This window comes from Streptomyces sp. iso_384, assembly GCF_056172905.1.
Genome location: NZ_JBWBTT010000001.1, coordinates 5,076,222 through 5,101,874, shown reverse-complemented (window position 1 = coordinate 5,101,874; position 25,653 = coordinate 5,076,222). Strand labels below are relative to the sequence as shown.

Sequence of the window (25,653 nt, the reverse complement as noted above, 5' to 3'; positions counted from 1 at the left end):
GGTCAATTCTTCTCCACGGCTGAGTAAACAGCATTCTCGTTCAAAAAGAGTGTGTGTCAACTGCGCCATTAAGTTGCATCAGTTAACGCCCGATGAATCGGAGTCTCCGGCACAGGCAAATCCTCCGGTGACTGTTTGATCTTGCTCCCGTGTTGCGCCTCGATTGCGAGAGGTCCGTTGAATTCGAGACGCATCAGATTCGTTGCACCTATGTGCAATGGCAGTCACCAATGAGAGGACGGCCGATGGCATCCGCAGCGTGGGGGAGAATTGCGCACAAACTGGAGGCGACCGGGCGGCGCGTGGCCTCGCTGGAGTCGGAGCCCGAGCGCCGCAACAGCTTCGTCCCCTACACCGCCGAGCGCGACACCGCCTACGTCGACCTCGACGGCCGCCGCCTGCTGATGATGTCCGGCTACAGCTACCTGGGGCTGGCCGGCGACGAGCGCGTGGTCGCCGCCGCCCAGGCCGCCGCCGCCCGCTACGGCACCGGCAACCACGGAGTACGCGCCCTCGCCGGGTCCATCCCCCTCCACGAGGAGCTGGAGGACGAGGTCGCCACCGTCGCCGAGCGGGAGTCCGCCATCGTCTTCGGCTCCGGCTACGCCGCCAACGTGGGCACGATCGGAGCCCTGGTCGGCCCCGGCGACACCGTCTTCGTCGACAAGTACGCCCACGCCAGCATCGTGGACGGCTGCCGCCTCAGCGGGGCGACCGTGGTCCGGTTCCGGCACAACGACACCGAGCACCTGGCCCGCCGCATGGAGGCCGCCGCCCCCGGCGGAGTCCGTCTGGTCATCGTCGACAGCGTCTACTCCATGGACGGCGACATCGCACCGCTGCCCCGGCTGCGCGAGGTCTGCGACGCCCACGAGGCGCTCCTGATGGCCGACGAGGCCCACGCCCTCGGCGTCATCGGCCGTACCGGACTGGGCGTGGAGGAGCACTTCGACCGGCGGGTACGGGTGGACGTCAAGCTCGGCACCCTGTCCAAGGCCATCCCCTCCATGGGCGGCTGGGTCGCGGGATCGTCCGAGCTGATCGGCCATCTCCGTTACGCCGCACGGCCGTTCCTCTTCTCCGCCGCCCTCGCGCCCGCCTCGGCCGGCGCCGCCCTGGAGGCGCTGCGCGTGCTGCGCGCCGAACCGGAGCGCGTCACCCGCATCCAGGGGTACGGAGCCCGGTTCCGGGAGCTGGTGACCGCGGGCGGCATGCGGACCGGCGACAGCGAGACCGCCGTCGTGCCGCTCATCGCGGGCAGCGACGAGTCGGCCTACGACCTGGCCACCGCCGCGCGTCGCCTGGGCGTGATCGGGCTGCCCGTGGTCACCCCCGCCGTACCGCGCGACCTGGCCCGGCTGCGGATCGCCGTCACCGCACGGCACACGGACACCGACGTGGACCTCGCCGCCGAGGCGTTCCTCAAGGCCGCCGGAGAGTGCGGCCTGCTGACGGGCTGACACCGCCGGCGCCGCCCGCGCACCCACGCGAGCGCGGCGACCTCGTCCACGGCCGACGGCCGGTCACCGGAACGGGAAGGAACCACACGGACCATGCGCACCGAAGCGGAACGCTCCGCCCGGCCGGACATCGCCATCAGCGGGATCGGCGCCGTCACCCCGGCCGGACTCACCCCCGAGGAACTGTGGACCGCGGTGTCCGCGGGCCGGTCCCTCGCAGTCGGCCTCACCCACTTCGACACCACCGGCCACCGCATCAAGATCGGCTGCCGGGTGCCCGAGCTCACCGGCCACGGCCTGCCCTGGCAGGAGGCGCTGGCCGGCAAGGCGGCCCGGCGGCTCGACCCCTTCGCCCGCTACGGGCTCGCCGCGGCGCTGGCCGCCCACGCCGACGCCGGGCTGCCGCAGGCGCCCGCCGCCCGCTGCGCCATCGTCGTCGGCAACGCCGTCGGGGGCCGCAGCACCAGCGACGCCGAGTCCGTCAACTTCGCGGCGAAGGGCCCCGGTGGGGTCCGCCCGCTGATGCCCCTGATGACGATGCCGAACGCGGCCGCCGCCCAGATCGCCCTCCAACTGGGCTGGCACGGACCCGCGCTCACCGTCTCCACCACCTGCGCCAGCGGGGCCGACGCCATCGGGATCGGCGCGGCCATGCTCCGCGACCACCGCGCCGACGTGGTGATCGCGGGCGGCTGCGAGGCGACCCTCACACCGATCACCCTCGCCGGGTTCGGCAACCTCAACGCCGCCTCCCTCCGTACCGAACCGGCCACCGCGTGCCGGCCGTTCGACGAGAGCCGGGACGGCTTCGTGATGGGCGAGGGCGCCGCCTTCGTGGTCCTGGAGCGGGCGGCCGACGTGCGCGCCCGGGGCGGCCGGGCACACGGCCTGGTCGCCGGATACGCCGCCACCTCGGACGCCCACCACCTCTCGGCCCCGCACCCCGACGGGGCGTACGCCGCCGAAGCCATGACCGGCGCGCTCGCCGACGCCGGTCTCGTCCCCTCGGACATCGCCCACGTCAACGCCCACGGCACCGCCACCGTGCACAACGACCGCGCCGAAGCCGCTGCCCTGGCCAAGGTGTTCGGGCCGGACGGCCCGCCGGTCACCGCCAGCAAAGGCGTGCTGGGCCACCTCATCGGAGCGGCCGGAGCCGTCGAACTCGTGGTCGCCGTGATGTCGATGAACGCCGGTGCGGTGCCGCCCACCGCCAACCACACACGAACGGAACCCGAGATGGAGATCGACGTGGTCCACGGCACCCCGCGGCCTGTCCCCACCGGCCCCGCGCTGACCAACTCCTTCGGCTTCGGCGGCCACAACAGCAGTCTGGTGGTGGCCCCCGCATGACGACCCTGCCCGATTCCGCGCTCGACCCGTCCGCACCGCTCCTCGACGCGGACGCCGCCCGCCGCTACCGCACCGTCACCCGTCGGGCGTTGGACCGCCCGGCACCCGTCCGGGCCGGGGCGGGGCCCCTGGCCGCCTTCGTCCTCACCCATCCGCTCGCCGAGCGCACGGTCGCCGGCCTCGCCGCCGGCCACGGCCCGTACTCCCTGGTCCACCTCGCCCAGGAGATCGAGCTGCACCACCCGCCGCGCCCCGGCGCCCCGCTCGACGCGTCCGCCGCGCTGGACGCCGTACGCGTCGAAGCCAAGGGCACCCGGCTCGTCCTGACCACCACGCTCACCGACCGGGCGACCGGCGCCGAACAGGCCCGGCTCACCGCCCACATCCTGCTCGCCGGCATCCGGGCGGCCGAACCGCGCGGCACCCTCGTCCCCACGGCCTCGGTGCGTCAGGAGACGCCGGGCGACACGGTCAGCCGTGACCTCGGGATCGACCGGGAATGGATAGCCGACTACGGCCGCGCGGCCGGCGACCTCAACCCCGTCCATCTCGACCCGGAGGCCGCCCGGTCGGCCGGGTTCACCGATGTCATCGCCCACGGCATGAGCCTCGTGGCACTCGCCGTGGAGGAGGCCGCCGAGCGGTACGCGGACGGAGACGTCGACCGGGTCCGGGCGATCGGCGCGCGCTTCGCCCGCCCGGTCCCGCCCGGCGCGGGAACGACCCTCGACCTCACGCCCGCCGCCGGGGACGTCGTCGCCTTCACCGTACGGTCCGGGGGCGCCGCAGCCGTCAAGGGCGGCTGGCTCCGGCTGGGCCCCGGGACGGGAGCAGGCCGATGACCCGGACCCGCCACGGCGAGACCGCCGAATCCGTGCTCCGCTGGGCCGACAAGACCCCGGACGCCCCCGCCCTGTGGTGGAACGGCAGCCCCACCAGCTACCGGGAACTGGCCGACGCGACCGCCGCCGCCCGCGCCCGGCTCGCCGAACACGTCCCCGCCGGGGCCACGGTCGCCGTGCTCGACGACAAGTCGCCCGGCACCGTCGCCACCGTCCTGGCCTGCCTGGCCACGGGCCGCCCCGCGCTGCTGCCCTCGCCCACCCTGCCGCCCGACCACCTCGCGGCGGTGATGGCGGAGGCGGGCTGCCGGTACGCGCTCGCCGGGCCGGCCGTCACGGCGAGGGATCCGGAGCGCGGCGGGGGAGCGGTGCCGCCGGGCACCGCCCTCGTCCTCACCACCTCCGGCTCCACCGGCATCCCCAAGGCGGTCCCGCTGCCGCACCGGGCCGTGGAGGCCTTCACCGGCTGGGCCGCGGACGCCTTCGGCATCGCCGAGTCCACCCCGGTCCTCAACTACGCCCCGCTCAACTTCGACCTCTGCCTGCTGGACGTCTGGACCACCCTCGCCCACGGCGGCCAGGTGGTTCTTGTGGACCCGGCGACAGCGGCCAGCGGCCGGGGACTGTTCCGCCTGCTGCGCACCCACCGCATCGAGGTGGTCCAGGCGGTCCCGCTCTTCTACGCCCTGGTCGGCGCCCAGGCCCGCGTGGAGGGCGGCGGCCCGCTGGAGGCCGTCCGGCACGCGGCGTTCACCGGCGACGTGATGCCCGATCAGGCGTTCGCCGACCTCGTGGACCTCGCCCCCGGCGCCCGGCTGCACAACATCTACGGCTGCACCGAGACCAACGACAGCCTGATCCACGAGGTCGACCGGAGCCTCCCGCAGTCCGCCCCGATGCCGCTGGGCCGCCCGCTCCCCGGCGTACGCCTGAGGCTGCGGAACTCCGACGGCCGGCTGCTGAGCGGACCGGGACGCGGCGAACTGGAGGTCTCCACGCCCTTCCAGAGCACCGGGTACGCCGATCCGCGCCGGGCCGCCGAGAAGTTCGTCCTGGACCCGGCGGCGGGCAGCGGCCCGGGCACCTGGTGGTTCCGCACCGGCGACCTGGTCGAGAGGGACGCCGACGGCACTCTCCGGCTCGTCGGCCGACTGGACCACCAGGTCAAGATCCGGGGCGTCGCCGTCAACACCGGCGAGGTCGAACAGGTGCTGCTGGAACACCCCGAGGTGCTGGAGGCCGGGGTGACCACCGTCCCCGACCCGGTCGAGGGCCGCCGCCTGGTCGCCGTCGTACGGCTGAAGGACGCCTCCACCGCCAACAGCCTCGACCTCAAGAGGCACTGCACCGCCCTTCTGGCCCGCGGCTGGGTACCGGGTCTCCTCGTCCCCGTGACCGAGCCCCTGCCGCGTACCAGCACCGGCAAGGTGGACCGCCGCGCGATCGCGCGGACCGCGGCCGCACCCGCCGCCACCGCGTCCTGACCCGGCCCGACCGCCCTCCGCGGACCGCCCGGCAGCCGCCGGCAGGCCCCGCACCACCCGAGAACCCCGTACGAGCGACCCGCCAAGGAGCACTCCGTGAGCAACGCCGACCAGATCAGCGAGTACATCGTCCGGGAGTTCCTTCCCGACCTCACCCCCTCCCAACTCCCGCCCGACATGGACCTCCTGGCCGACGGTGCGCTCGACAGCCTCGGCGTCCTCAAGCTGATCGCCTGGGTCGAGCACCACTTCCGGCTGGCGGTCGGCGACACCGACCTCGACCCCGAGAACTTCCGCAGCGTCAACGCCATCGACGCCTACATCGCGCGCTCCCGGAGCACCGCCGCCACGGGAGGCTGAGCCGTGCACCCGGCCCTCGTCCCGATGGTCGACCGGCGCGCCCCGGCCGGCCCCGAGCAGTGGGACGCACTCTGGCAGGCGCTGGCCGACGGAGCACTGGACCGCGGCGACGCGCTGGCGCTCCTCGCCTCCCTCACCGCGGCCCTGCCCGAGGAGGACAGCCTGCTCGCCCTGCTCGACGCGCTGGACCGGCGGCGCCCCGCGCGGCCCGCGACGCCGTGGCCCGGCACCGTCAACGTGGTGGGCACCGGCGGCGGCCCGCCCACCGTGAACCTGTCCACGGCCTCCGCACTGGTCGCCGCCGCCTGCGGGGTCCGGGTCGTCAAGTCCGGCTCCCGCGCCCACACCGCGCGCACCGGTTCGGTCGACCTCCTGGACCGGCTGGGCGTCCCGTTCGCCGCCTCGCTCGACCAGGCGTCCGGCCACCTGGAGGCCCACGGCATCGCCTTCACCGGGCCGTTCGTCTACCCCGTGCAGCTGGCCCGGCTCGCCCTGCTGGCCGTGCCGACGTCCATGCGGGTGTTCGGCCGGTTCCTCAACACCCTGGGCCCGTTCCTCGCGGCCGTCCCGGTGGCCGCCCAGGTCACCGGCGTCAGCGGGGGCCGGATCCCGCCCTCCCTGCGGGCCGTGGCGTCCAGGCCGGGAGCCCCGGCGACGTGGCTGGTCACCAATCCGCTCGGCGCCGACGAACTCCTCAGCATCTGCGACAACACGATCCACCTTCCCGACGGAGGCACGCTGACCCTCCGCGCGGGCGACCTCGTCCCCGCCGACGGGTCACCCGGCGATCTCGCCCCCGTCCCCCGGGACGCCGCCGCCGAGCACTTCCGAACCGTTCTCGCCGGCCGGGCGGGCGGTCCTCTGCGCGCCACCCTCCAGCTCAACGCGGCCGCGCTCGCCCTGGCGTCCGGCCACCGCGACGACTGGGCGAAGGCGGTCGCCGAGGCGGGCGCCGCGCTCGACGACGGGGCGGCGCTCGACCTGCTGGAGCGGCTGAAGGGGGCGGGCCGTGCCGGCTGACTTCTTCGCCGAGGCCCGCGCCCGCGAGGAACTGGGCCTGGCGGTCTTCCTCAACGCGGGCGACCCGCCGCTGCCCGTCCTCACCGACCTCGTCGCGCTGCTGGACGAGTCGGGCGTCGACTGCCTCGAACTGGCCGTCCCCTTCCCCGACTCGCCCACCGACGGGCCCGTCGTGCGCCGGTCCGCCGACCGGGCCCTGGCGCAGGGCGTCGGGCTCCGCGAGACCCTGGCCTTCGTCGCCGCCGTACGGCCGGGGCTGAAGCGGCTGCGGATCGCGGTGCTCGCCGACTGGAGCCACAGCCTGCGCACCGCCGCGCCCGCCGACTACGCCCGCGCCGTCGCGGACAGCGGCGCCGACGCCCTGCTGGCCCACGGCCTGCCGCCCCGGCTGCGGCCGGCCCACCACGAGGCGCTGCGCGCGGCGTGCCTGCCCGAGGTCACCACCTGCTACCCGGCCAGCGCACCGGCCACCGTCGCTGAGGCGGCGGCCCACGCCACCGGATACCTCTACCTGGTCGCGCACTACGGGCGCAGCGGTGCCGGAACGCCGGACGGCGGCCACGCCGGTCTGGCGCCGTCCGTCGCCGCCCTGCGCGACCTCACCGCCTCCCCGATAGCCGTCGGCTTCGGGGTGTCCACCGCCGAGGATCTCGTCTCCGTCGCCTGCAGCGGTGCGGACGCGGCGATCGTCGGCTCCGCCGGAGTGGCCGCGCTGGAACGGAGTCTGGAGGCCGGGTCCGACCCGGTCGACGGCTACCGCTCCTTCGTCGCCGCCCTCGGCCGTCCCCACACCGCCCGTCCGAAGGAGGACCCCCGTGCTCATCCGTAACATCGAGACCGTCAAGACCGTCGACTGGGGCAACGGACTCAGTCGCAGATTCATCCTGGACGCCGACGGCCTGGGCTACAGCGTCACCGACACCACCGTGCGGGCCGGGACCAAGTCCCGCCTGGAGTACCGCAACCACCTGGAGACCTGCTACTGCATCGAGGGCTCCGGCGAGGTGGTGGAACTCGACGGCACCAGTCATCCGCTGTCGCCGGGCGTCCTCTACTCGCTCGACAACAACGACCCGCACTTCCTGATCGCCTCGCCCCACGAGGACCTGCGTCTGGTCTGCGTCTTCGCCCCGGCGCTCCAGGGCGACGAGGTGCACAGCCTGGCCGAGGGCGTCTCCTCCGCCTACTAGGCCGCACAGCCGCTCACCCGACGGGCGCCTGAACCACGGGCGCCCGCCGATCCGACGACGGGGCACCGCCGTCACCTCTCCGCCCGACATCGACCGAGGCCACCCGCACGGCCCGTACGGAAGGCTCCGCCATGAGAAACCGCGACGCGGATCAGCAGGCGCTCTGCGCCGGCATGGCCCAGTGGGGCAAGATCCTGAGCGAAGGACATGTCGAGGCGGACGCCCGGTCCGCGTTCGAACCGGACCGCTGGCGGTCCCTCGCCGACAGCGGCGTTCTCGGGCTGCCGTTCCCTCAGCAGTGGGGCGGCGCGGGCCAGTCCCTCCTGACCACCCTGCACGTCCTGGAGACCCTCGGCGAGACCTGCCGGGAGTCCGGGCTGAACTTCTGCGCCACCACGTCGATGGCCAGCACCGGCGTACCCCTCACCGCCTTCGGCAGCGACGCCCTGCGCGAGCGCTATCTGCCCGGCATCTGCTCGGGCGAGCTGATCGGCGCGCACGCCATCACCGAACCCGACAGCGGATCCGACGCCATGGCGATGACCACCCGCGCCGAGCGCGACGGCACGCACTACGTCCTCACCGGCGGCAAGGCCTTCGTCAGCAACGGCCCCATCGCCGACGTCTTCGTCGTCTACGCGCGTACCCGCCCGGAGGGCGGACCGCTCGGCACCACCGCCTTCCTCGTCGACCGGGACACCCCCGGCCTCTCCGTCGGCGGGGCGACCGCCAAGATGGGCCTGCGCACCGCCCCGTTGTCCACCCTCCACCTCGACGGCTGCCGGATACCCTCCGACCGGGTGCTGGGCCGGGTCGGCGGCGGGCTGCTCGTCCTGGACCACGTGATGAAGCGCGAGATCCTGTTCGGCTTCACCGTCCAGCTCGGCGAGATGCGCCACCGGCTGGAGCGCACCGTCGCCTACGCCCGGGAACGCCGGGCCTTCGGCCACTCCATCGGCGACTACCAGGCGGTCTCGCACCGCGTGGTCGACATGCAGATCCGCACCGAGACGGCCGCCAAGTGGCTCTACGACACCGCCGAGCGGCTCGCCGCGGGCGAGGACGTCACCGCCGACCTCGCCATCACCAAGATCCTCGCCAGCGAGGCCGCCCTCTCCACCAGCCTCTCGGCGATCCGCGTCTTCGGCGGCGCGGGCTACCTCACCGAGGTCGGCCTGGAGAAGGAGGTACGGGCCGCGGTCGCGGGCACCCTCTACTCCGGGACCAACGACATCCAGTACAACCACGTCGCCTCGGCCCTCGGGCTCGGCGGATGAGCGCCCCGGCCGGACCGCCCCGGCCGCTGCTCAAGGTGTGCGGAGCCACCGCCCCCGAGGAGGCCGCCGCCGTGGCACCACGGGCCGATCTCGTCGGCCTCTGGTACGGGGTGGAGAACGGGGCCCGCGATCTGACCGGTGCTCGGCTGACCGAACTGGCCGACGCCGTCCGCACGGCGGGCCGGGCCGAGCCGGTGCTCGTCACCTTCCTGCACGACGCCGAACGGATCGCCGCGGCCGCCCGCGCCGCCCGGGTGCGCTGGATCCAGCTCCACGCCTACCAGCCGCCCACGGCCGTGGCCGCCCTGCGCGCGGCCGTGCCCGACGCGGTGCTGGTCAAGGCCGTGCACGTCCTCGACGGGGCGTGCGTCGAGCGGCCGTTCCTCACGGCGTACGCCCGCGCCGGAGCGGACCTGTTCCTCATCGACGCGGCGACCCGGGGAGGAGCGGTCGGCAGCACCGGCCACCGCGTCCCGGCCGAGGCGCTGGATGCCCTGCTGCCCGCCCTGCCCCGGCCGTTCATCCTCGCGGGCGGCCTCGGCGAGGCCGACGCACCGGGACACGCCTTCGCCGCGCACCCCGGGTTCCGGGGCGTCGACATCGACCACGCCGCCCGTGGAGACGGCGGCCCACTCGACCCGGCCCGGGTCGCCGCGCTGGACCGCGCCTGGACCGGCACGCCCGCCCCTGCGCCGTGACGTCCCCCGCCCCGCAAGAGAAGCCCGCCACTTCGTGAGGAAAGCCCGATGACGCAGTCCTTCCTCTCCGCGCTCCTCGGCGCGGAGCGCCCCGTGATCATGGAGGTGAAGTCCCGCGACGCGCACGGCGCCGACCTGTTGCGGGGCCGCACTCCCGGCGACATCGCCGCCGCCTACGAGCGGGCCGGAGCCCCGTGCGTGTCCGTCGTGACCGGCCGCTGGTTCGGCGGGTCGGCCGCCATGCTGCACGAGGTGACCGCCCGCGTGGACGTCCCGGTTCTGCTCAAGGACTTCGTGACCCGGCGCGATCAGGTCACCGCCGCCGCCCGCGCGGGCGTCTCGGCGGTCCTGCTGACCGCGGCGCTGCTGCCCCGGGAGTCCCTGCACGACCTGGCCCGCGCATGCCAGGCACACGGGCTGACCCCGTTCGTGGAGATCACCGGCGCCGAGGAGGCGATCGGGCTGCCGAACCCGCAGGACTGTGTCGTCGCGGTCAACAACAAGGACATCACCGCACGCGAACGGGACGCCGGGGACCTGGACCGCAGCCGCGCGCTGCTGCCCGCCGTACGGGCCGCGGGCACGCTCTGCCCCGTCAGCGCCAGCGCGGTGAGCGACCCCGCCACCGCCGCCGGTCTGCTGGCCGAGGGCTACCGGGGCCTGCTCATCGGTACCGCGCTGCTGCGGGCGCCGAGCGTGGACGCCTGGCTGGCCGAGTTCGACGCACACCGAGCCGCGGGCGCCGAGGAGACCGGGCGGGTCGTGGTGCCGCTGACCGTCGAAGCGCCCTCGGTCCTGCCGCACCCCGCCCCCGTGGCCGGCGCGGCGGCTGCGCGGCCGGACGCCTCGGCCGCTCCCGCCGGCGAGGCCGAGGACGTGCCCGCGTGAGCGCCGCGCCGACGGAGTCGGTGGCCACGGCGGACGTCACCGCGGCCGGGCACGACGTCGCCCTGAGCGGCGTGCAGCAGATCGTGCTGGGCCACGGCCGCCACCGCCTCGGCGCCTGGCGGGCCGAACCGGCCACCGGTGCGCCCAGATCCGTGCTCGTCGCCGTCCACGGCCGGGCCATGTCACCCGGCTATTTCGCCGGACCGGTCGCCCCGCACACCTCACTGCTCGCCCTCGCCACCTCGCTCGGCCACACGGTCCTCGCGGTGGAACGGCCCGGCTACGGTCTCTCCCGCGCCGCCCTCCCGCACGGTCTGCCGCTCGCCGAACAGGCCCGGCTGCTGCGCCGATCACTCGCCGGCTACGCCGAACTCCACCCGGTCGGGGCCGGGTTCTTCCTGCTCGGACACTCCGACGGCGGCAAGACCGCCCTGCACCTGGCAGGAGAACCCTGGAGCGGGGCGACCCCCGCCGACCGCCTGCTCGGGCTCGACCTCAACGGCTGTGGCTGGCACTACGCACCGGCCGCCGCCCACTTCCCGGACACCCTGGCCGGTGGGGCGGGAGAGCTCAACTGGGGTCCGCTGCGCCTCTATCCGGGCGGCACCTTCCGGGCCAGCCGCGCCCTGCTCCGCGAGGTTCCGGCCGCGGAGGAGGAGGAGACGGGGCGGTGGCCCGCCCGGTTCCCGGCGGCCGCCGCCCGGGTGCGCTGCCCGGTGCGGCTCACCTTCGGCGCGTACGAGGGCTGGTGGCGCCTGGACCGGGACGAACTGGCCGCGGTGGCCGCGAGCTTCACGGGCACGCGCCGCCCCGCCGTCGAACGCCTGCCGGAGGCCGGACACAACCTCAGCCTCGGGCTGGCCGCCCCGCTCTACCACGCACGGGCGCTGGCGTTCCTCGAGGAGTGCCTGGCGGCCTCCTCCGACAGCCGGGGGTGACGTACGCGTATGCGCGTGAGCGCGTGAGGTATGGACCTTTGGGCCCTGAACCTGCTGGGATGATCGCGCGCACCGCGTACACGCTCCGTTCTGCCGCGTGCACCGTACGCCACCGCCCGGGAGAGTCCATCCGATCGACAGGACTGCGACATGAGCCACTACCCTCCCCATGCCACCCCGTACCCGGCCGGCCCGGCCCGGCCCGGCGGGCATCCGCCCGCCGGCGACCGGATCACCGCGCCGCTCCTCGTGGCATCCGTGCTCTGCACGGGGCTGATGGCGGGGTTGTTCTTCGCCTACGACATCTCCGTGATGCCGGGCCTGGCCGAGCTGGACGACGCCGCCTACGCGGCGGCCATGCAGCGGTTCAACGCGGCGATCGACGGCAGCGCGCTGTTCGGCCTGGTCTTCCTCGCCGCGCTGGGGCTCACGGTCGCCGCCGCGATCGTGGCCTTCCGCCGCAAGCGCCGCGCGGTGGCCCTGCCGCTGGCCGCCGCGGCGCTCTGCTACCTGCTGGTGCTCGTCGTCACCGTCGCGGTCAACCTTCCCCTCAACGCGGACCTCGCGGCGCTCGGCGACCCCGCGTCCGCCCGGGACGTGCATGCGGTGATCGACGACTTCAAATCGGTATGGGTGCCGGTGAACATCTTCCGGACCCTTTTCTGTGTTCTGAGCCTCGGTGCCCTGTGCGCCGCTCTGCTCCGGTACGGGAAGCCGGAATCCCCTGCGCTCCGGTAGAAAGGAGTCCGGAGAGGAGTCGGAAGAAGTGAGGTACCGGTATTTCATCCGGCAACGGCTGATCGACGCCTCCCGCATGCTCGGTTAATTCTCTCGTATTTGCGTTCGCATAGGGTGAGCCCCCTTTCTGTGCCGGCCGGCGAAAGGGGGCACCTGTGCGTGCCGTGCTCCACCTCCGTACCGCTCGACGCGGTGCGGCCCCCGTCCCGCCCCCCGCCGGTCGGCGGCCCGGGGAGATGTGGGAGCGTGGGAACGGTGAGTGACAAGCCGACGGAATCCATGCAGTACCGCTTCGACGGGCCCGAGGACGCCCCGGTCCTCGTGATCGGTCCCTCGCTCGGGACGACGTGGCACATGTGGGATCGCCAGATTCCCGAGCTGTCCCAGCACTGGCGGATCTTCCGCTACGACCTGCCCGGCCACGGCGGCGCGCCCGCCCATGCCGCCGCCTCCGTCGCCGAGCTGGGCGACCGGCTGCTCGCCACGCTGGACGGTCTCGGCGTCCAGCGCTTCGGCTACGCGGGCTGCTCGATCGGCGGCGCGATCGGCGCGGACCTGGCCCTGCGCCACCCGCACCGGGTGGCCTCGCTGGCGCTCGTCGCCTCCTCGCCCCGGTTCGGCACGGCCGACGAGTTCCGTCAGCGCGGCGTGATCGTCCGTACCAACGGCCTGGAGCCGATGGCCCGCACCGCGCCGGAGCGCTGGTTCACCCCCGGCTTCGCCGCCGCGCAGCCCGCCATCGTCGAGTGGGCCGTGCAGATGGTCCGCACCACCGACCCCGGCTGCTACATCGCCGCCTGCGAGGCGCTCGCGGCGTTCGACATCCGTGGCGCGCTGGGCCGGATCGGCGTTCCCACGCTGGTCCTGGTCGGAGCGGAGGACCAGGTCACCGGGCCCGCCGAGGCCCGCACGCTGGTCGCCGGGATACCGGACGCCCGCCTGGCGCTCGTCCCCGGCGCCTCGCACCTCGCCCCGGTCGAGCAGCCCGCCGCCGTCAGCGACCTGCTGCTGATGCACTTCTCCACCGCCTGGCAGCAGGACACCTCGGCCGCCATCCCCGTACTGCCGCTGGTCCCCGGCCCCGCGACGCCCGCAGCCCCGTTCGCCCCGGTGGCCGAGATCGCCCCGGCCGCAGCCGCCGCCGAGGCCCTCGCACCGACCCCGGACGACCGGCGCGAGCAGGGCACGAAGGTACGCCGCGAGGTGCTGGGCGACGCCCATGTCGACGCGGTGAACGCCTCGGCCGACGCCTTCACCGAGGACTTCCAGGAGCTGGTCACCCGGTACGCCTGGGGCGATGTCTGGAGCCGGGACGGCCTCGACCGCCGCACCCGCAGCGTCATCACGCTCACCGCACTCGTCGCCTCCGGCCACCTGGAGGGCCTGGCCGCGCACACCCGGGCCGCCCTGCGCAACGGTCTGACGCCCGCCGAGATCAAGGAAGTTCTGCTCCAGACCGCCGTCTACTGCGGCATCCCGGCCGCCGGGGCCGCCTTTGCCGTCGCGCAGAAGGTGATCCAGGAGGAAACCACGCCGCCCGCGTAGCAGGATGGGGCCATGAACGCATCGCCTCGGGCACTCACCCTGACCAAGAAGACCCACTCCTGCGTCCGGATCGAGAAGGAGGGGCGGGTCCTGGTCATCGACCCCGGAGGCTTCTCCGAGGACGACGCGGCGCTCGGCGCGGACGTCATGCTGGTGACGCACGAGCACCCGGACCACTTCAACGAGGCGCGGCTGCGGGCGGGCCTGGAGGCGAACCCGGCGGCCGAGGTCTGGACGCTGCGCAGCGTCGCCGAGCAGCTCTCGGCCGCCTTCCCGGGGCGGGTGCGCACCGTGGGCGACGGGGACGCGTTCACCGCCGCCGGATTCGACGTCACCGTGCACGGCGAGCTGCACGCGGTGATCCACCCGGACATCCCGAGGATCACCAACGTCGGCTTCCTCGTCGACGGTTCGGTCTTCCACCCCGGCGACGCGCTCACCGTGCCCGAGCGCCCCGTGGACACCCTCCTGCTGCCGGTCATGGCTCCCTGGAGCAAGATCTCCGAGGTCATCGACTACGTACGCGAGGTCAAGCCGCGCCGCGCCATCGACGTCCACGACGCCCTGCTGACCGATCTGGCGCGGCCGATCTACGACAACCAGATCGGCGCCCTGGGCGGCGCGGACCACGGCCGGCTGGCCCCGGGCGGCACCACGGAGCTGTGAGCCCGGCGGTCGCTGTCAGTGGGAGCCGCTAGGTTGGCTGCCATGCGCATCGCCACCTATAACGTCAATTCGATCACCGCCCGGCTGCCGAGGCTTCTGGCCTGGCTGGAGAGCAGCGGCACCGATGTGCTGTGCATCCAGGAGACCAAGTGCACGGCGGAGCAGTTCCCCGCCGAAGCCCTGCGCGAGGCGGGTTACGAGTCCGCGGTCAACGCCACCGGCCGATGGAACGGGGTCGCGCTGCTCTCCCGCGTCGGCCTCGCCGACGTCGTCACCGGGCTGCCCGGCGGCCCGGAGTACGACGGGGTGCAGGAGCCCCGCGCGATCTCCGCGACCTGCGGCCCGCTGCGCCTGTGGTCGGTGTACGTGCCCAACGGCCGTGAGGTCGAGCACGAGCACTACGCGTACAAGCTGCGCTGGCTGGAGGCCCTGCGGAAGGCGGTGGCGGCGGACGCCGCGGGGAGCCTGCCGTTCGCGGTCCTGGGCGACTTCAACGTGGCCCCGACCGACGAGGACGTCTGGGACCCGGCGCTGTTCGAGGGCGCCACCCATGTGACGCCCGCCGAGCGCGCCGCCCTCGCGGCGCTGGAGGCGGAGGGCCTGAGCGAGGTCCACCCCCGTCCTCTCAAGTACGACCGCGCCTACACCTTCTGGGACTACCGCGAGCTGCGGTTCCCCAAGAACAAGGGCATGCGGATCGACCTCACCTTCGGCAACGCCCCGTTCACCGCCGCCGTCAAGGACAGTTACGTCGACCGCGAGGAGCGCAAGGGCAAGGGCGCGTCCGACCACGCCCCGGTCGTCGTCGACCTGGATCTCTGAGCGGGGCGGGCGGAGGCGGGCGCGAGGTCGCGCACCACGTGACAACCTGAGGTTGACACTCCCTGGGTGTCAACCTACGGTTGTCACATGACGCAGCCTCTTCCCGTCACCCCTTCCGTACGCCTCGACGACCTGATCGAGGCCATCAAGAAGACCAACGACGACGCCCTGGAGCAGCTTTCGGGCGCGGTCCTCGCCGCCGACCACCTCGGAGACGTGGCCGACCACCTCATCGGCCACTTCGTGGACCAGGCCCGCCGCTCCGGCGCCTCCTGGACCGACATCGGCCGGAGCATGGGGGTCACCCGCCAGGCCGCCCAGAAGCGTTTCGTGCCCAAGAAGGGCGAAGGCTCCTCGGACCTGGACCCCAACGAGGGCTTCAACCGCTTCACCCCGCGCGCCCGCAACGTGGTGGTCGCCTCCCACAACGAGGCCCGGACCGCCCGGCACGCCGAGATCGTCCCCGCCCATCTCCTTCTCGGCCTGCTGGCCGAGCCCGAGGCCATCGCCGCCCGCATCCTCCTCGGGCAGGGCGTGGAGCCGGACGCGCTGCGGGCGGCGGCGACAGCGGCGCTGCCCGCCCCCGTGGACACGGTGCCCGAGCTCATCCCGTACGACCCGGACTCCCGCAAGGTCCTGGAGCTGACCTTCCGCGAGGCCCTGCGGCTCGGCCACAACTACGTCGGCACCGAGCACGTCCTGCTGGCCCTGCTGGAGTTCGAGGACGGCTCCGGCGTGCTGACCGGCCTCGGCCTGGACAAGGAGGCCGTGTCCGCCGCGGTGGAGCGGGCGGTGGGCGAGGCGGCGGGAGCCCTCCGGCAGCAGAAGCCCTGAGCCCCGCGGCGACCCCCGGGTGCGTGGACGGCGGCCTCAGTGCACCGAGAACCCGCCGTCCACGCACACCGACTGCCCCGTGACGTACGCCGAGGAGCGCCCCGCCAGGAACACCGCGGCCCCCGCGAAGTCCTCCGCGAGACCGTTGCGGCCCACCAGCGTGCGGGCGGCCAGCGACGCCACCTTCTCCGGGTCCGACTGGAGCCGTGCGTTCAGCGGGGTCAGCACGAAACCGGGCACCAGGCTGTTCACGGTGACGCCGTGCGGCGACCACGCCTCGGCCTGCGAGCGGGTCAGCGACTCCAGACCACCCTTGGACACCCCGTAGGCACCGCTGCTCACGAAGGCCCGGTGCGCCTGCTGCGAGGTGACGTGGATGATCCGCCCGTACCCCCGCTCGGCCATGCCCGGCCCGAAGCGCTGCCCCAGCAGGAACGGCGCCTTCAGATTCACCGCCATCGTGATGTCCCAGACGTCCTCGCCGAGCTCCGTCATCGGCGGGCGCAGATTGATCCCGGCGCAGTTCACCAGGATGTCCGGCTCGCCGAACGGCACCACGGCCTCCTCCGCCCCCGCACGGACCCCCTCGGTGGTGCTCAGGTCCGCACTCGCCCAGGCCGCCCGGCAGCCCTCGGCGGTCAGCTCGTCCACGGTCTTCCTCAGCTCCGCCTCCCGGCGGGCCACGACCACGACGCTCGCCCCGGCCCGCGCCAGGGCGCCGGTGATCGCCCGGCCGATGCCGGAGCTTCCGCCGGTGACCACCGCCACCCGGCCTTCCAGCGAGAACAGTTCCGCGACGTACGTCTGTGCACTCATGTACGTACTTTAGATATCCGCTCGGTTGCCGGGCCGGGGCGGGTGGGGGAACGGTGAACGCCGCGCGCCCTGTGGTGCGGAACCTGGCCGGGATGGGACCCTAGTGGTATGAACATCCCTTTCTTGGACAACTGGCGTAAGCGTCAGGGTGGTACGCATTCAGGCACACTCGCCGCCGCCGTCGAGACGGACCCCGACGGTGTGGCCGAGCTGCTCGCCGAATGCGAACTGCTGCGCGTCCGGGCGGGGCAGCACGGACTCGAACTCGACGACACCCCCACTTCGTTGGCCGCGCTCGACCAGCTGCCGCCCCGCTGGCGCGACGACCCCGAAGAGCTTCCCTGGCTCGGCAACGACGCCGGTCTCTATCTCGGCACGGTGATCGTGCGGACCGTCCCGGGCGCCGCGTGGGACATCTGGCCGAGCGGCCGGCCCGTGGTGCGGCTGGAGTCCGGGCGGGAGATCGACGTCGTCGCGGCCGGTCTCGACTGGGCGATGGCGGGCAGCCCGGAGCTCTCCCAGGTCTACGCGGAGTCCGCGGAGAACTGACCCGGGAGCCGGTCGGCTCCCGTCCACCCCTGTCCTCTTCGACTAATCCAGTTAAAAAGCCTTTTGCGCCATTTACGCGTGTCGGGTGCGAAGTCCCTTTTCGCGATGGATAGTTTGCGCTGACCTCGACACAGCGACAAGTGGGTAGGGCAGCGCATGGCCGTCGATCCGTTGATCGAACTGAGGGACGTCAACAAACACTTCGGGGAGTTGCACGTACTTCAGGACATCAATCTCACCGTCGGCCGCGGGGAGGTGGTGGTGGTCATCGGCCCCTCCGGCTCCGGGAAATCCACCCTCTGCCGGGCGATCAACCGGCTGGAGACGATCGAGTCCGGCAGCATCACCATCGACGGCAGCCCCCTTCCCGAGGAGGGCAAGGGGCTGGCCCGGCTCCGTGCCGAAGTCGGCATGGTCTTCCAGTCGTTCAACCTCTTCGCCCACAAGACCGTGCTGGACAACGTCTCGCTGGCGCAGCTGAAGGTCCGCAAGCGCAAGAAGGACGAGGCCGACCGGCGCTCCCGCGAGCTGTTGGAGCGGGTCGGTCTGGCCGCGCACGCCGACAAGTTCCCCGCCCAGCTCTCCGGCGGCCAGCAGCAGCGCGTGGCCATCGCCCGCGCCCTGGCCATGGACCCCAAGGCGCTCCTCTTCGACGAGCCGACCTCGGCGCTCGACCCGGAGATGATCAACGAGGTGCTGGAGGTCATGCAGCAGCTCGCCCGGGACGGCATGACCATGGTCGTGGTCACCCATGAGATGGGCTTCGCCCGCTCCGCCGCCAACCGCGTCGTGTTCATGTCCGACGGCTGCGTCGTCGAGGACCGCACCCCGGAGGACTTCTTCACGAACCCGGAGAGCGACCGCGCCAAGGACTTCCTGTCCAAGATCCTCAAGCACTGAGGGGAGGCTTCCATGTTGCGCACGAGGAACACGCGTACGGGCAGGGCGGCCGCCCTCGTGGCCGGTCTCCTGCTCGCCGCACTCGCCGCGGGCTGCGGCAAGGACGGCAGCCCGCCGGTCAAGGGCCCCAAGGCCGAGGCCCTGCCGACGTACCAGGTCGACACCGGCTTCGAGCTGCCCGACTCCCGCACCTGGACCAAGGCGAAGCGGCGCGGCTATCTGGTCGTCGGCGCCAAGGAGGACCAGCCGTACCTGGGGGAGAAGGACCCGGCGACCGGGATCTACTCCGGGTTCGACATCGAGATCGCCCGGATGGTGGCGGCCTCGCTCGGCTTCGAACCGAAGACGATCCGCTTCCGCACGATCGCCTCCGCCAACCGCGAGACGGCCCTGCAGAACGGACAGATCGACTACTACGTCGGCACCTACACCATCAACGACATGCGCAAGAAGCTCGTCGGCTTCGCCGGCCCGTACTACATGGCGGGCCAGGGCCTGCTGGTGCGCACCGACGAGAACGACATCAACGGGCCGCAGGACCTGGCGGGCAAGACCGTCTGTTCGGCGGCCGGCTCCACCCCCTACCAGCGCATCGCCGCCGACTACCCCAAGGCGACGCTCGTCGCGTACGACACGTATTCGATCTGCGTCGACAACCTCCTCACCTACCAGGTCGACGCCGTCACCACCGACGACGCGATCCTGCTGGGCTTCGCGGCCAAGGCGCCCGACGAGATGAAGGTCGTCGGCAAGCCCTTCTCCCAGGAGCCGTACGGCATCGGCGTACCGCGCGGCGACAACGCCCTGCGCAACGCGATCAACGACGCGCTGGAGGCCAACGAGAGAAACGGCAACTGGAAGAAGGCGTACGAAGCGACGCTCGGCCTCTCCGGAGCGCCCGCGCCGACCCCGCCGCCCATCGACCGCTACCCGGCGAACTGAGGGGACGCGCCTCACCCATGGACGTACTGACAGAGAACTTCTCCCTCTACGGCAAGGGCTTCCTCGGGACCGTCGAGCTGACCGTCTACGCCTCCGCGCTGGCGCTCGTCCTCGGCTTCCTGATGGCGTCCTTCCGGGTCGCGCCCATCGGCTCCTTCCGGGTGCTGGGCACGGTCTGGGTGACCGTGCTCCGCAACACCCCGCTGACGCTGCTGTTCTTCGCGGTCCTGCTCGGCCTGCCCCGCTTCGGGCTGGTCCTGCCGTTCCAGGTCTTCGCCGTCATCGCGCTCGGCTGCTACACCTCGGCCTTCATCTGCGAGGTGCTGCGCTCCGGCATCAACACCGTGCCCAAGGGCCAGGGCGAGGCGGCCCGCAGCCTCGGCATGAACTTCGGCCAGACCCTCGGCACCGTGGTGCTGCCGCAGGCGTTCCGGTCGGTGATCCCACCGGTCGGCTCGACCCTGATCGCGCTGGCGAAGAACTCCGCGATCGCCGGGGCGTTCAGCGTCACCGAACTCCTCGGCACCTACAAGACGCTCAACGAGCTCGGGTACAGCATCATCTGGTCCTTCATCTGGATCGCGGTCGGCTACCTGATCATCACCCTGACCATCAGCGCGGTGTTCAACGTGATGGAGAAGCGCTGGGGAGTGGCACGATGACCAAGACCCTCACCCGCGGGCCGTCGTCGCCCGCGGCCACCGCGCTCTACGACATCCCCGGACCGGTGACCCGTAAGCGGCACAGGATGTACGGGATCGCCTCGACGGTGCTGATCGTGGCGCTGTTCGGCTGGATCGTCTATCTGCTCTTCGACACCGACCAGTTCACCGCGCAGAAGTGGACGCCCTTCGAGTACAAGGGCATTCAGGAGCTGCTCCTGCGCGGCCTCGGCAACACCCTCAAGGCGTTCGCGTACGCCGCGGTCCTCTCGCTCGCGCTCGGCGCGGTCCTCGCGGTCGGCCGGCTCTCCGAACACCGGGTGCTGCGCTGGATCTCCACCCTGCTGGTCGAGTTCTTCCGGGCCATGCCGGTGCTGGTGATGATCTTCTTCATCTTCGTTGCGCTGAAGGTCCAGCCGCTGCCCGCCCTGGTCGCCGGTCTGACGCTCTACAACGGTTCGGTCCTCGCGGAGGTGTTCCGCACCGGGATCGACTCCGTGGACCGGGGCCAGCGCGAGGCCGCGTACGCGCTCGGCATGCGCAAGACGCAGGTCACCACGTTCGTCCTGGCGCCCCAGGCCGTACGCGCGATGCTGCCGACCATCATCAGTCAGCTGGTGGTCGCGCTCAAGGACACCTCACTGGGCTATCTGATCACCTACGAGGAATTCCTCCACGCCGGAAAGCTGATCGCGTCGAATCTCGACTACGATCTTCCCTTCATCCCCGTCGTGATGGTGATCTCTCCGATCTACATCGGGATGTGCATGCTGCTCTCGTGGTTCGCCACCTGGGTGGCCCGCCGTCAGCGGCGCAATCCGAAGACGGAGGCGGTGGGGGTGGCCCCGGCCGAACCGGGGACGCTGCTGCCGGGAGGGCAGTAGCCGGGCAGTGCCCGCCCGGCAGCAGTCGGTGATCACTTCTCGCGCAGCGGGACCGAGAGATGACTCGGGTCCGTGGCGGGCGAGGAGAAGGTCAGCTGCGCGCCGGTCGGGTTGTGCTCGATGTACAGCGGATCGACGGTGTCGATCACCAGGGCGAGCCGGTGACCGGCCGGGACGTCGTAGGCCGTGGAGTACAGCTCCAGGTCCACGGGGAACGGCCGGCCCGGCGTCTGCCCGTGGAAGGTGTACGGAGCATTGCTGACCAGTTTGCCGACGCCGAGCGGCCCCACGTCGTAGAGATACGCGACGAGGGTGCCGCTCGGCTTCGTGCTGGTGACCGTCGTGTGCAGCGCCGATGTGCCGCGGATCCGCTGCTCGGTGGCGTACCGCTCCGACTGCCACACGCTCGCGAAGGTGCGCGGCAGCAGGGGGACGGAGACCTTCGGCGGCAGCTTCAGGAACTGGTCCAGGGCGTTGGACAGGATCGCGATGCCGCCGTTGGCGCCCGAATCGATGTTCGCCCAAACCTTCTTGGTGCCGTCCAGCGGGATCCGGTTCTTCGCCGCGCCGACCGACTTCCAGTCCGGGTAACCCTCGTAGCCCTTGTCGCTGCGGGACTTGAGCTGCACCGGCTGCTCGGTGTCGATGCCGTTGCGCTCGCCCTTGAGATAGCGGTCGAACCAGCGGCGGGTGCTCGTCCAGGTGTCGTTGGGCAGGCCGAGCAGTCCGGTGGCCTCGGCGGTGGCGTGGTCGCCGGGGCGGAACTCCAGCCGCTTGGGGCCGGTGAGCTTGTCGTAGAACGAGGCGTACTGGTTGGGCGGGAAGATCGTGTCGCCCCAGGCGTTGCCCATCATGATCGCCGCGCCGTTGGCGTTGATCCGGTCCAGATACGTCACAGGGGAGCGCTTCTTCCCCCAGGCGATCATCTCCGGTTCCTTGTCGAGCCTGGAGCCGAGGAAGTCCTTGAGCGTCTGCGTCAGCTCATCGCTGGGGCGGCCGGTGAGGACACCCGCGCCGCCGAGGAGGGCGCCGGCCTGGAGATGCTGGGTGCGCCCGCTGTAGATCGAGTCGATCAGGTCGGCCCAGCCGCTGAGCGCGGCGACCGCCTTGATGCGGGGGTCGTGCCCGGCCGCGAGCAGGCTGATGCCGGCGCCGTAGGAGACACCGCCCATGCCGATGCGGTCCGGGTCGGCGGAGGTGTGCTCCAGCGCCCAGTCGATGACGGCGGAGGCGTCCGCGATGTCCGGCGGTCCGGCCACCTCGATCTTCCCGCCGGAGAGCCAGAAGCCGCGTGAGGTGTAACTCACCACGACGTAGCCGGAGTCGGCGAGCTTCTGGGCCTGCGCCAGATATTCGATCTGCGGCATGGCCCAGCTCGCCGGGAAGACGATCAGTGGATGCTTCGCCCCGGCTTGGGCCCCGGCCTGGTTTCCGGCCGGGGTGAAGACGTTGCCCTTGAGCGTGACGCCCCCGGAGCCGGGGATGTCGTGGAACGTCAGGCCCTGGGCCGTCGTGCTCGCGGGCGCGACGGCGGGGGCGGCGGTCGCCGCCGGTGCGGAGACGAGCGCGCCCCCGGCTAGCAGGGCGGCGGCGGTGGTGATCGAAGCGGTGGTGCGCAGTGCCGGTTTCGGACGTGCCACGGGTCACTCCTCACGCGTGTCAGTGCAAAGTGACCCGACGGTAACCCCGGTTGTTTACCGCTGGTAACTGTCGCGTGTGTTGCGTGAGGGTAACGATTGTTGGACGTCGTGTCAGCAGTCGCTCACTTCAGGGCGCTCTTGGCCTGCCAGTCGGCCCACGACACGTTCCACGCGCCGTACCCGTTGCCCTCGGCGACCGGACCCTTGGCGTCCGCGCCGGTCATCTCGAAGGGATCGCCCACCCGTACCTGTCCGTACAGCGCGGCCGCGTCGGCGTCGCTCATCCCGAGACAGCCCGAACTCCGGTTGGCCTGGCCGAAATAGCCCGCGTTCCACGGGGCCGCGTGGGCGTACATCCCCGACCAGGTCAGCCGCATCGAGTAGTCGACCATCTTGTCGTAGGCGTCGCCGAGGCCCACCGTCTCGGAGCGCATGTTGATCGTGCCCTCCTTCGACATCAGGACCGCCGTGCCCCGCCAGGAGGCCTTCTCGCCGCCCGGGGTGCCCGCCGACATCGGGATGTCCAGGACCTGCTTCCCGTCCCGGTGCAGGGCGAGCCGGTGCCCGTCGAGGTCGACCTCGACCACCTGGGCCGCGCCGATCGTGAACGTCGTCGTGTAGTCGCGGACGAACCAGCCGCCGTCCGCGCCCGTGTTCACGCCGTTCAGCCGTGCGTCCAGGGTGACCTTCGTTCCGGGCTTCCAGTACTCCTTGGGCCGCCAGTCGACGCGGTCCTTGCCCGAGTAGTCCTGGAGCCAGCCCCAGGAGCCCTCGGTGTTGTCGGACGTCGAGACCTTCAGGGCCTTCTCGACGGCCGCCTTGTCCTTCACCTGGTGGTCGAAGACGACGGAGAGCGGCTGTGCGATGCCCACGGTCGTGTTCTTCCCCGGCGCCAGCGACAGCTTGTTGACCTTCTCGGCCGCGGCGGTGGTGAACGCCACCCGGTCGTTGCCGCCGTCCGTGTCCTTCGCCTCGACCGTGTACGCGGTGCCCGGTGCGGCGACCCGCTCCGATATCCAGGTCCGGCCGTCGGCGGATATCTTCCCCGCCAGCGCACCGCCCTTGCCCGCCGTCACCGACACGGTCTTGAGCTTTCCGTGCGCCAGCGTCACCTTCACCGGCCCGCCGGGCGTCGCGGCCTTGCCCCTGAGGTTCACCGACACGCTGGTCTCGGGCGCCTTGCCGTCCCCGCCCGCCTCGGCGGAGCCCGAGGGGCCGCCCGAGCACGCGGTGAGCGCGGCGGCGAGCAGCGCCGCGGGCCCGGTCAGGGCGAGCCGGGCCCTCCGGCCGGCCGGGGCGGTACGACGGATGCGCGGGCGTACGGGACTCAACGGAAAAACCTCCAGGGCAGCGGCACTCAGCAAGGGAGAGGCATTTCCCTCATGTCGGGTTCCGTCTTCGCTCCCGGAAAACCCTGAGGTCAAGGCGCCTCCCCGGTCCGGAGTACGCTCCACCGTCGGCCGACACCTCGGAACACGGGAGACCATCAGTGAGCGCGACCGTCGACAGCACCACCGGGCCTTCGGCCAAGGCGGCCTCGGTGCTGCGCAGCGGGGCCGTGATGGCCGCCGGCTCCGTCGTCTCGCGCGCCACCGGCTTCGTGCGCTCGGCCGTCGTCGTCGCGGCACTCGGCACCGGCCTGACCGCGGACGGCTACACGGTCGCCAACACCGTGCCCAACATCCTCTACATCCTGCTCATCGGCGGCGCGCTCAACGCGGTCTTCGTCCCCGAACTGGTCCGGGCCGCCAAGGAGCACGCCGACGGGGGAGCGGCGTACACCGACCGGCTGCTCACCCTGTGCACCGCTTGCCTCCTCGCGCTCACCGCGCTCGCCGTCGCGGCCGCGCCCCTCATCGTCGGGCTGTACACCGACTACGACGACCGCCAGGCCGAACTGACCGTCGCCCTCGCCCGCTACTGCCTGCCGCAGATCCTCTTCCACGGGCTCTTCACCCTGCTGGGCCAGGTCCTCAACGCCCGCGGCAGATTCGGCGCGATGATGTGGACCCCGGTCCTCAACAACATCGTGATCATCGGGGTGTTCGGGCTCTACATCGGCATCGCCGCCGACTCCGACGGCACCCTCTCCACGGCACACGCCCACCTCCTCGGCTGGGGCACCACCGCCGGGACAGCCGCCCAGACCCTCGCCCTGATACCCGCCCTGCGCGCCGCGAAGTTCCGCTGGCGGCCCCGGTTCGACTGGCGCGGCAGCGGACTGACCCGGCCCATGCGCGCGGCCGGCTGGCTGGTGCTGCTGGTCCTCACCAACCAACTGGCGTACTGGGTCGTCACCCGGCTCTCCACCGCCTCCGGGCTCCACGCCGTCGAGCAGGGCGTGGCGGGCGGCGCGGGCTACACCGCGTACAGCTACGCCTATCAGCTCTGGGTCGTTCCGCAGGGCATCATCACCGTCTCCCTGGTCACCGCGCTGATGCCCCGGATGAGCCGGGCCGCCGCCGACGGCGACCTCGCCGGGCTGCGGCGCGACGTCGCGTACGCCCTGCGCACCAGCGCCGCCGTGGTGGTTCCCGCCGCCACCGCCCTGCTGGTGCTGGCGCCCTGGGTGATCGGCTCGGTCTTCGGGTACGGGCGTGCCACCGACGCCGGCGTCACGGTGATGGCCGGGATGCTGGCGGCTTTCGCCCCCGGGCTGCTCGCCTTCTCCGGGCAGTACGTCCTCTCGCGCGGCTTCTACGCGATGAGCGACACCCGCACCCCGTTTCTTCTCAATCTGGTGATCGCCGCCGTGCAGGCGGGCCTCTCGGTCGTCGCGTATCTGCTGCTGCCGGCGCGCTGGGCGGTGACCGGGATGGCGGGGGCGAGCACGGTGGCCTTCTTCGCCGGGTTCGCCGTCACCGGATACGTCCTGTCGAGGCGGCTCTCGGGGACCGGGGCCGCGTCCCTGCTGCGGTCGCCGACCCTCGGCGCGCACGCCCGCCTGATCGCCGCCTGTCTGCCCGCCGGTGCGCTGGCGTACGGCGCGGCCCGCGCGGCGGAGGGTGCCGGGGACGTGGCCGCCGCCGCTGCCGGAACCCTCGTGCTGCTGCTCGTCGTGGTGCTGCTGGCCCGGCCGTTCGGGATCGGCGAGATCACCACGACGGTCGCGGCCGGCCGGGCACGGCTGCGCCGCCGATAGCGG

The 25,653-nt window shown here is 72.4% G+C and carries 26 protein-coding genes; 23 read left to right on the top strand and 3 right to left on the bottom strand.

Annotation, left to right across the window (positions count from 1 at the left end; genetic code table 11):
- Positions 1 to 245 precede the first annotated feature (245 nt).
- The 17 genes from AC0VY3_RS22880 to AC0VY3_RS22800 all read left to right on the top strand — a co-directional run bounded on the left by AC0VY3_RS22880 (position 246) and on the right by AC0VY3_RS22800 (position 16,115).
- A complete protein-coding gene (locus AC0VY3_RS22880) occupies positions 246 to 1,460 on the top strand; it encodes an aminotransferase class I/II-fold pyridoxal phosphate-dependent enzyme (protein WP_242743108.1) in 1,215 nt (404 codons plus the stop codon).
- Positions 1,461 to 1,553: 93 nt separating this feature from the next.
- On the top strand, positions 1,554 to 2,813 hold the full coding sequence (locus AC0VY3_RS22875; RefSeq protein WP_103507661.1) for a beta-ketoacyl-[acyl-carrier-protein] synthase family protein: 1,260 nt from the start codon (positions 1,554 to 1,556) through the stop codon (positions 2,811 to 2,813).
- Complete coding sequence (locus AC0VY3_RS22870; protein WP_103507662.1) at positions 2,810 to 3,655, top strand: MaoC/PaaZ C-terminal domain-containing protein; 846 nt, start codon at positions 2,810 to 2,812, stop codon at positions 3,653 to 3,655. Before AC0VY3_RS22875 ends, AC0VY3_RS22870 begins: the two co-directional genes overlap by 4 nt.
- On the top strand, positions 3,652 to 5,139 hold the full coding sequence (locus AC0VY3_RS22865; protein WP_103507663.1) for an AMP-binding protein: 1,488 nt from the start codon (positions 3,652 to 3,654) through the stop codon (positions 5,137 to 5,139). Before AC0VY3_RS22870 ends, AC0VY3_RS22865 begins: the two co-directional genes overlap by 4 nt.
- A gap of 96 nt (positions 5,140 to 5,235) precedes the next feature.
- Entirely contained in the window at positions 5,236 to 5,499 is a 264-nt protein-coding gene (locus AC0VY3_RS22860) for an acyl carrier protein (RefSeq protein ID WP_103507664.1), read from the top strand.
- Between the two features lie 3 nt (positions 5,500 to 5,502).
- Positions 5,503 to 6,519 carry a hypothetical protein gene (locus AC0VY3_RS22855; RefSeq protein WP_242743111.1) on the top strand — a complete coding sequence of 339 codons (1,017 nt, stop codon included), beginning with the start codon at positions 5,503 to 5,505 and terminating at the stop codon, positions 6,517 to 6,519.
- A complete protein-coding gene (trpA, locus tag AC0VY3_RS22850) occupies positions 6,509 to 7,348 on the top strand; it encodes a tryptophan synthase subunit alpha (protein WP_103507666.1) in 840 nt (279 codons plus the stop codon). Before AC0VY3_RS22855 ends, trpA begins: the two co-directional genes overlap by 11 nt.
- The gene (locus AC0VY3_RS22845) at positions 7,335 to 7,709 is read left to right on the top strand and encodes an ectoine synthase (protein ID WP_103507667.1); all 375 of its coding nucleotides are present in this window, start codon (positions 7,335 to 7,337) and stop codon (positions 7,707 to 7,709) included. The genes trpA and AC0VY3_RS22845 overlap by 14 nt, the downstream gene beginning before the upstream one ends.
- A 131-nt stretch (positions 7,710 to 7,840) precedes the next feature.
- Positions 7,841 to 8,986 (top strand): acyl-CoA dehydrogenase family protein, encoded by a 1,146-nt coding sequence (locus AC0VY3_RS22840; RefSeq protein WP_475550466.1) that lies wholly within the window; start codon positions 7,841 to 7,843, stop codon positions 8,984 to 8,986.
- The gene (gene trpF, locus AC0VY3_RS22835; protein WP_103507669.1) at positions 8,983 to 9,684 is read left to right on the top strand and encodes a phosphoribosylanthranilate isomerase; all 702 of its coding nucleotides are present in this window, start codon (positions 8,983 to 8,985) and stop codon (positions 9,682 to 9,684) included. Before AC0VY3_RS22840 ends, trpF begins: the two co-directional genes overlap by 4 nt.
- Before the next feature lie 48 nt (positions 9,685 to 9,732).
- Positions 9,733 to 10,572, top strand: a complete 840-nt coding sequence (locus AC0VY3_RS22830) for a beta/alpha barrel domain-containing protein (protein ID WP_242743114.1) — start codon at positions 9,733 to 9,735, stop codon at positions 10,570 to 10,572.
- Entirely contained in the window at positions 10,569 to 11,510 is a 942-nt protein-coding gene (locus AC0VY3_RS22825; protein ID WP_475550465.1) for an alpha/beta hydrolase, read from the top strand. The genes AC0VY3_RS22830 and AC0VY3_RS22825 overlap by 4 nt, the downstream gene beginning before the upstream one ends.
- A gap of 150 nt (positions 11,511 to 11,660) precedes the next feature.
- Positions 11,661 to 12,248 carry an anthrone oxygenase family protein gene (locus AC0VY3_RS22820; protein WP_475550464.1) on the top strand — a complete coding sequence of 196 codons (588 nt, stop codon included), beginning with the start codon at positions 11,661 to 11,663 and terminating at the stop codon, positions 12,246 to 12,248.
- Between the two features lie 279 nt (positions 12,249 to 12,527).
- A complete protein-coding gene (gene pcaDC, locus AC0VY3_RS22815; protein WP_475551721.1) occupies positions 12,528 to 13,793 on the top strand; it encodes a bifunctional 3-oxoadipate enol-lactonase/4-carboxymuconolactone decarboxylase PcaDC in 1,266 nt (421 codons plus the stop codon).
- 12 nt (positions 13,794 to 13,805) lie between these two features.
- Entirely contained in the window at positions 13,806 to 14,459 is a 654-nt protein-coding gene (locus tag AC0VY3_RS22810; RefSeq protein ID WP_475550463.1) for an MBL fold metallo-hydrolase, read from the top strand.
- A gap of 42 nt (positions 14,460 to 14,501) precedes the next feature.
- Positions 14,502 to 15,281: an exodeoxyribonuclease III gene (locus AC0VY3_RS22805; RefSeq protein WP_032767892.1), complete on the top strand. Its 780-nt coding sequence runs from the start codon at positions 14,502 to 14,504 to the stop codon at positions 15,279 to 15,281.
- Between the two features lie 87 nt (positions 15,282 to 15,368).
- Positions 15,369 to 16,115, top strand: a complete 747-nt coding sequence (locus AC0VY3_RS22800; protein ID WP_103508209.1) for a Clp protease N-terminal domain-containing protein — start codon at positions 15,369 to 15,371, stop codon at positions 16,113 to 16,115.
- Between the two features lie 36 nt (positions 16,116 to 16,151).
- Here the strand turns inward: AC0VY3_RS22800 and AC0VY3_RS22795 are convergent, their stop codons facing one another.
- On the bottom strand, positions 16,152 to 16,931 hold the full coding sequence (locus AC0VY3_RS22795; RefSeq protein WP_103508208.1) for an SDR family NAD(P)-dependent oxidoreductase: 780 nt from the start codon (positions 16,929 to 16,931) through the stop codon (positions 16,152 to 16,154).
- A 108-nt stretch (positions 16,932 to 17,039) separates the two neighbouring features.
- Between AC0VY3_RS22795 and AC0VY3_RS22790 the strand changes: the two genes are divergently transcribed.
- From AC0VY3_RS22790 to AC0VY3_RS22770, 5 genes are all read left to right on the top strand, one after another.
- Complete coding sequence (locus AC0VY3_RS22790) at positions 17,040 to 17,480, top strand: DUF6278 family protein (RefSeq protein WP_103508207.1); 441 nt, start codon at positions 17,040 to 17,042, stop codon at positions 17,478 to 17,480.
- A 156-nt stretch (positions 17,481 to 17,636) separates the two neighbouring features.
- Positions 17,637 to 18,380: an amino acid ABC transporter ATP-binding protein gene (locus AC0VY3_RS22785; protein WP_103508206.1), complete on the top strand. Its 744-nt coding sequence runs from the start codon at positions 17,637 to 17,639 to the stop codon at positions 18,378 to 18,380.
- A 12-nt stretch (positions 18,381 to 18,392) separates the two neighbouring features.
- Entirely contained in the window at positions 18,393 to 19,322 is a 930-nt protein-coding gene (locus tag AC0VY3_RS22780; RefSeq protein WP_103508205.1) for a glutamate ABC transporter substrate-binding protein, read from the top strand.
- A 17-nt stretch (positions 19,323 to 19,339) separates the two neighbouring features.
- Entirely contained in the window at positions 19,340 to 19,984 is a 645-nt protein-coding gene (locus AC0VY3_RS22775; RefSeq protein ID WP_103508204.1) for an amino acid ABC transporter permease, read from the top strand.
- On the top strand, positions 19,981 to 20,868 hold the full coding sequence (locus AC0VY3_RS22770) for an amino acid ABC transporter permease (protein WP_475550462.1): 888 nt from the start codon (positions 19,981 to 19,983) through the stop codon (positions 20,866 to 20,868). Before AC0VY3_RS22775 ends, AC0VY3_RS22770 begins: the two co-directional genes overlap by 4 nt.
- Before the next feature lie 32 nt (positions 20,869 to 20,900).
- Here AC0VY3_RS22770 and AC0VY3_RS22765 read toward each other — a convergent pair whose 3' ends face one another.
- Positions 20,901 to 22,508 (bottom strand): CocE/NonD family hydrolase, encoded by a 1,608-nt coding sequence (locus AC0VY3_RS22765; protein ID WP_103508202.1) that lies wholly within the window; start codon positions 22,506 to 22,508, stop codon positions 20,901 to 20,903.
- 122 nt (positions 22,509 to 22,630) lie between these two features.
- Positions 22,631 to 23,839, bottom strand: a complete 1,209-nt coding sequence (locus AC0VY3_RS22760; RefSeq protein ID WP_103508201.1) for a L,D-transpeptidase — start codon at positions 23,837 to 23,839, stop codon at positions 22,631 to 22,633.
- A gap of 158 nt (positions 23,840 to 23,997) precedes the next feature.
- On the opposite strand from AC0VY3_RS22760, the gene murJ reads away from it, so the two are divergent.
- On the top strand, positions 23,998 to 25,650 hold the full coding sequence (murJ, locus tag AC0VY3_RS22755) for a murein biosynthesis integral membrane protein MurJ (protein ID WP_475550461.1): 1,653 nt from the start codon (positions 23,998 to 24,000) through the stop codon (positions 25,648 to 25,650).
- The last annotated feature ends 3 nt before the right edge of the window (positions 25,651 to 25,653 follow it).

What these genes read in the sequence shown, in the direction of transcription:
- AC0VY3_RS22795 (WP_103508208.1), bottom strand. Translation starts at nt 16,931, where the DNA reads ATGAGTGCACAGACGTACGTCGCGGAACTGTTCTCGCTGGAAGGCCGG.
- AC0VY3_RS22790 (WP_103508207.1), top strand. Translation starts at nt 17,040, where the DNA reads ATGAACATCCCTTTCTTGGACAACTGGCGTAAGCGTCAGGGTGGTACG.
- AC0VY3_RS22820 (WP_475550464.1), top strand. Translation starts at nt 11,661, where the DNA reads ATGAGCCACTACCCTCCCCATGCCACCCCGTACCCGGCCGGCCCGGCC.
- AC0VY3_RS22810 (WP_475550463.1), top strand. Translation starts at nt 13,806, where the DNA reads ATGAACGCATCGCCTCGGGCACTCACCCTGACCAAGAAGACCCACTCC.
- AC0VY3_RS22880 (WP_242743108.1), top strand. Translation starts at nt 246, where the DNA reads ATGGCATCCGCAGCGTGGGGGAGAATTGCGCACAAACTGGAGGCGACC.
- AC0VY3_RS22870 (WP_103507662.1), top strand. Translation starts at nt 2,810, where the DNA reads ATGACGACCCTGCCCGATTCCGCGCTCGACCCGTCCGCACCGCTCCTC.
- pcaDC (WP_475551721.1), top strand. Translation starts at nt 12,528, where the DNA reads ATGCAGTACCGCTTCGACGGGCCCGAGGACGCCCCGGTCCTCGTGATC.
- AC0VY3_RS22770 (WP_475550462.1), top strand. Translation starts at nt 19,981, where the DNA reads ATGACCAAGACCCTCACCCGCGGGCCGTCGTCGCCCGCGGCCACCGCG.
- AC0VY3_RS22875 (WP_103507661.1), top strand. Translation starts at nt 1,554, where the DNA reads ATGCGCACCGAAGCGGAACGCTCCGCCCGGCCGGACATCGCCATCAGC.
- AC0VY3_RS22865 (WP_103507663.1), top strand. Translation starts at nt 3,652, where the DNA reads ATGACCCGGACCCGCCACGGCGAGACCGCCGAATCCGTGCTCCGCTGG.
- AC0VY3_RS22830 (WP_242743114.1), top strand. Translation starts at nt 9,733, where the DNA reads ATGACGCAGTCCTTCCTCTCCGCGCTCCTCGGCGCGGAGCGCCCCGTG.
- AC0VY3_RS22800 (WP_103508209.1), top strand. Translation starts at nt 15,369, where the DNA reads ATGACGCAGCCTCTTCCCGTCACCCCTTCCGTACGCCTCGACGACCTG.
- AC0VY3_RS22780 (WP_103508205.1), top strand. Translation starts at nt 18,393, where the DNA reads ATGTTGCGCACGAGGAACACGCGTACGGGCAGGGCGGCCGCCCTCGTG.
- AC0VY3_RS22805 (WP_032767892.1), top strand. Translation starts at nt 14,502, where the DNA reads ATGCGCATCGCCACCTATAACGTCAATTCGATCACCGCCCGGCTGCCG.
- AC0VY3_RS22785 (WP_103508206.1), top strand. Translation starts at nt 17,637, where the DNA reads ATGGCCGTCGATCCGTTGATCGAACTGAGGGACGTCAACAAACACTTC.
- trpF (WP_103507669.1), top strand. Translation starts at nt 8,983, where the DNA reads ATGAGCGCCCCGGCCGGACCGCCCCGGCCGCTGCTCAAGGTGTGCGGA.
- AC0VY3_RS22775 (WP_103508204.1), top strand. Translation starts at nt 19,340, where the DNA reads ATGGACGTACTGACAGAGAACTTCTCCCTCTACGGCAAGGGCTTCCTC.
- AC0VY3_RS22840 (WP_475550466.1), top strand. Translation starts at nt 7,841, where the DNA reads ATGAGAAACCGCGACGCGGATCAGCAGGCGCTCTGCGCCGGCATGGCC.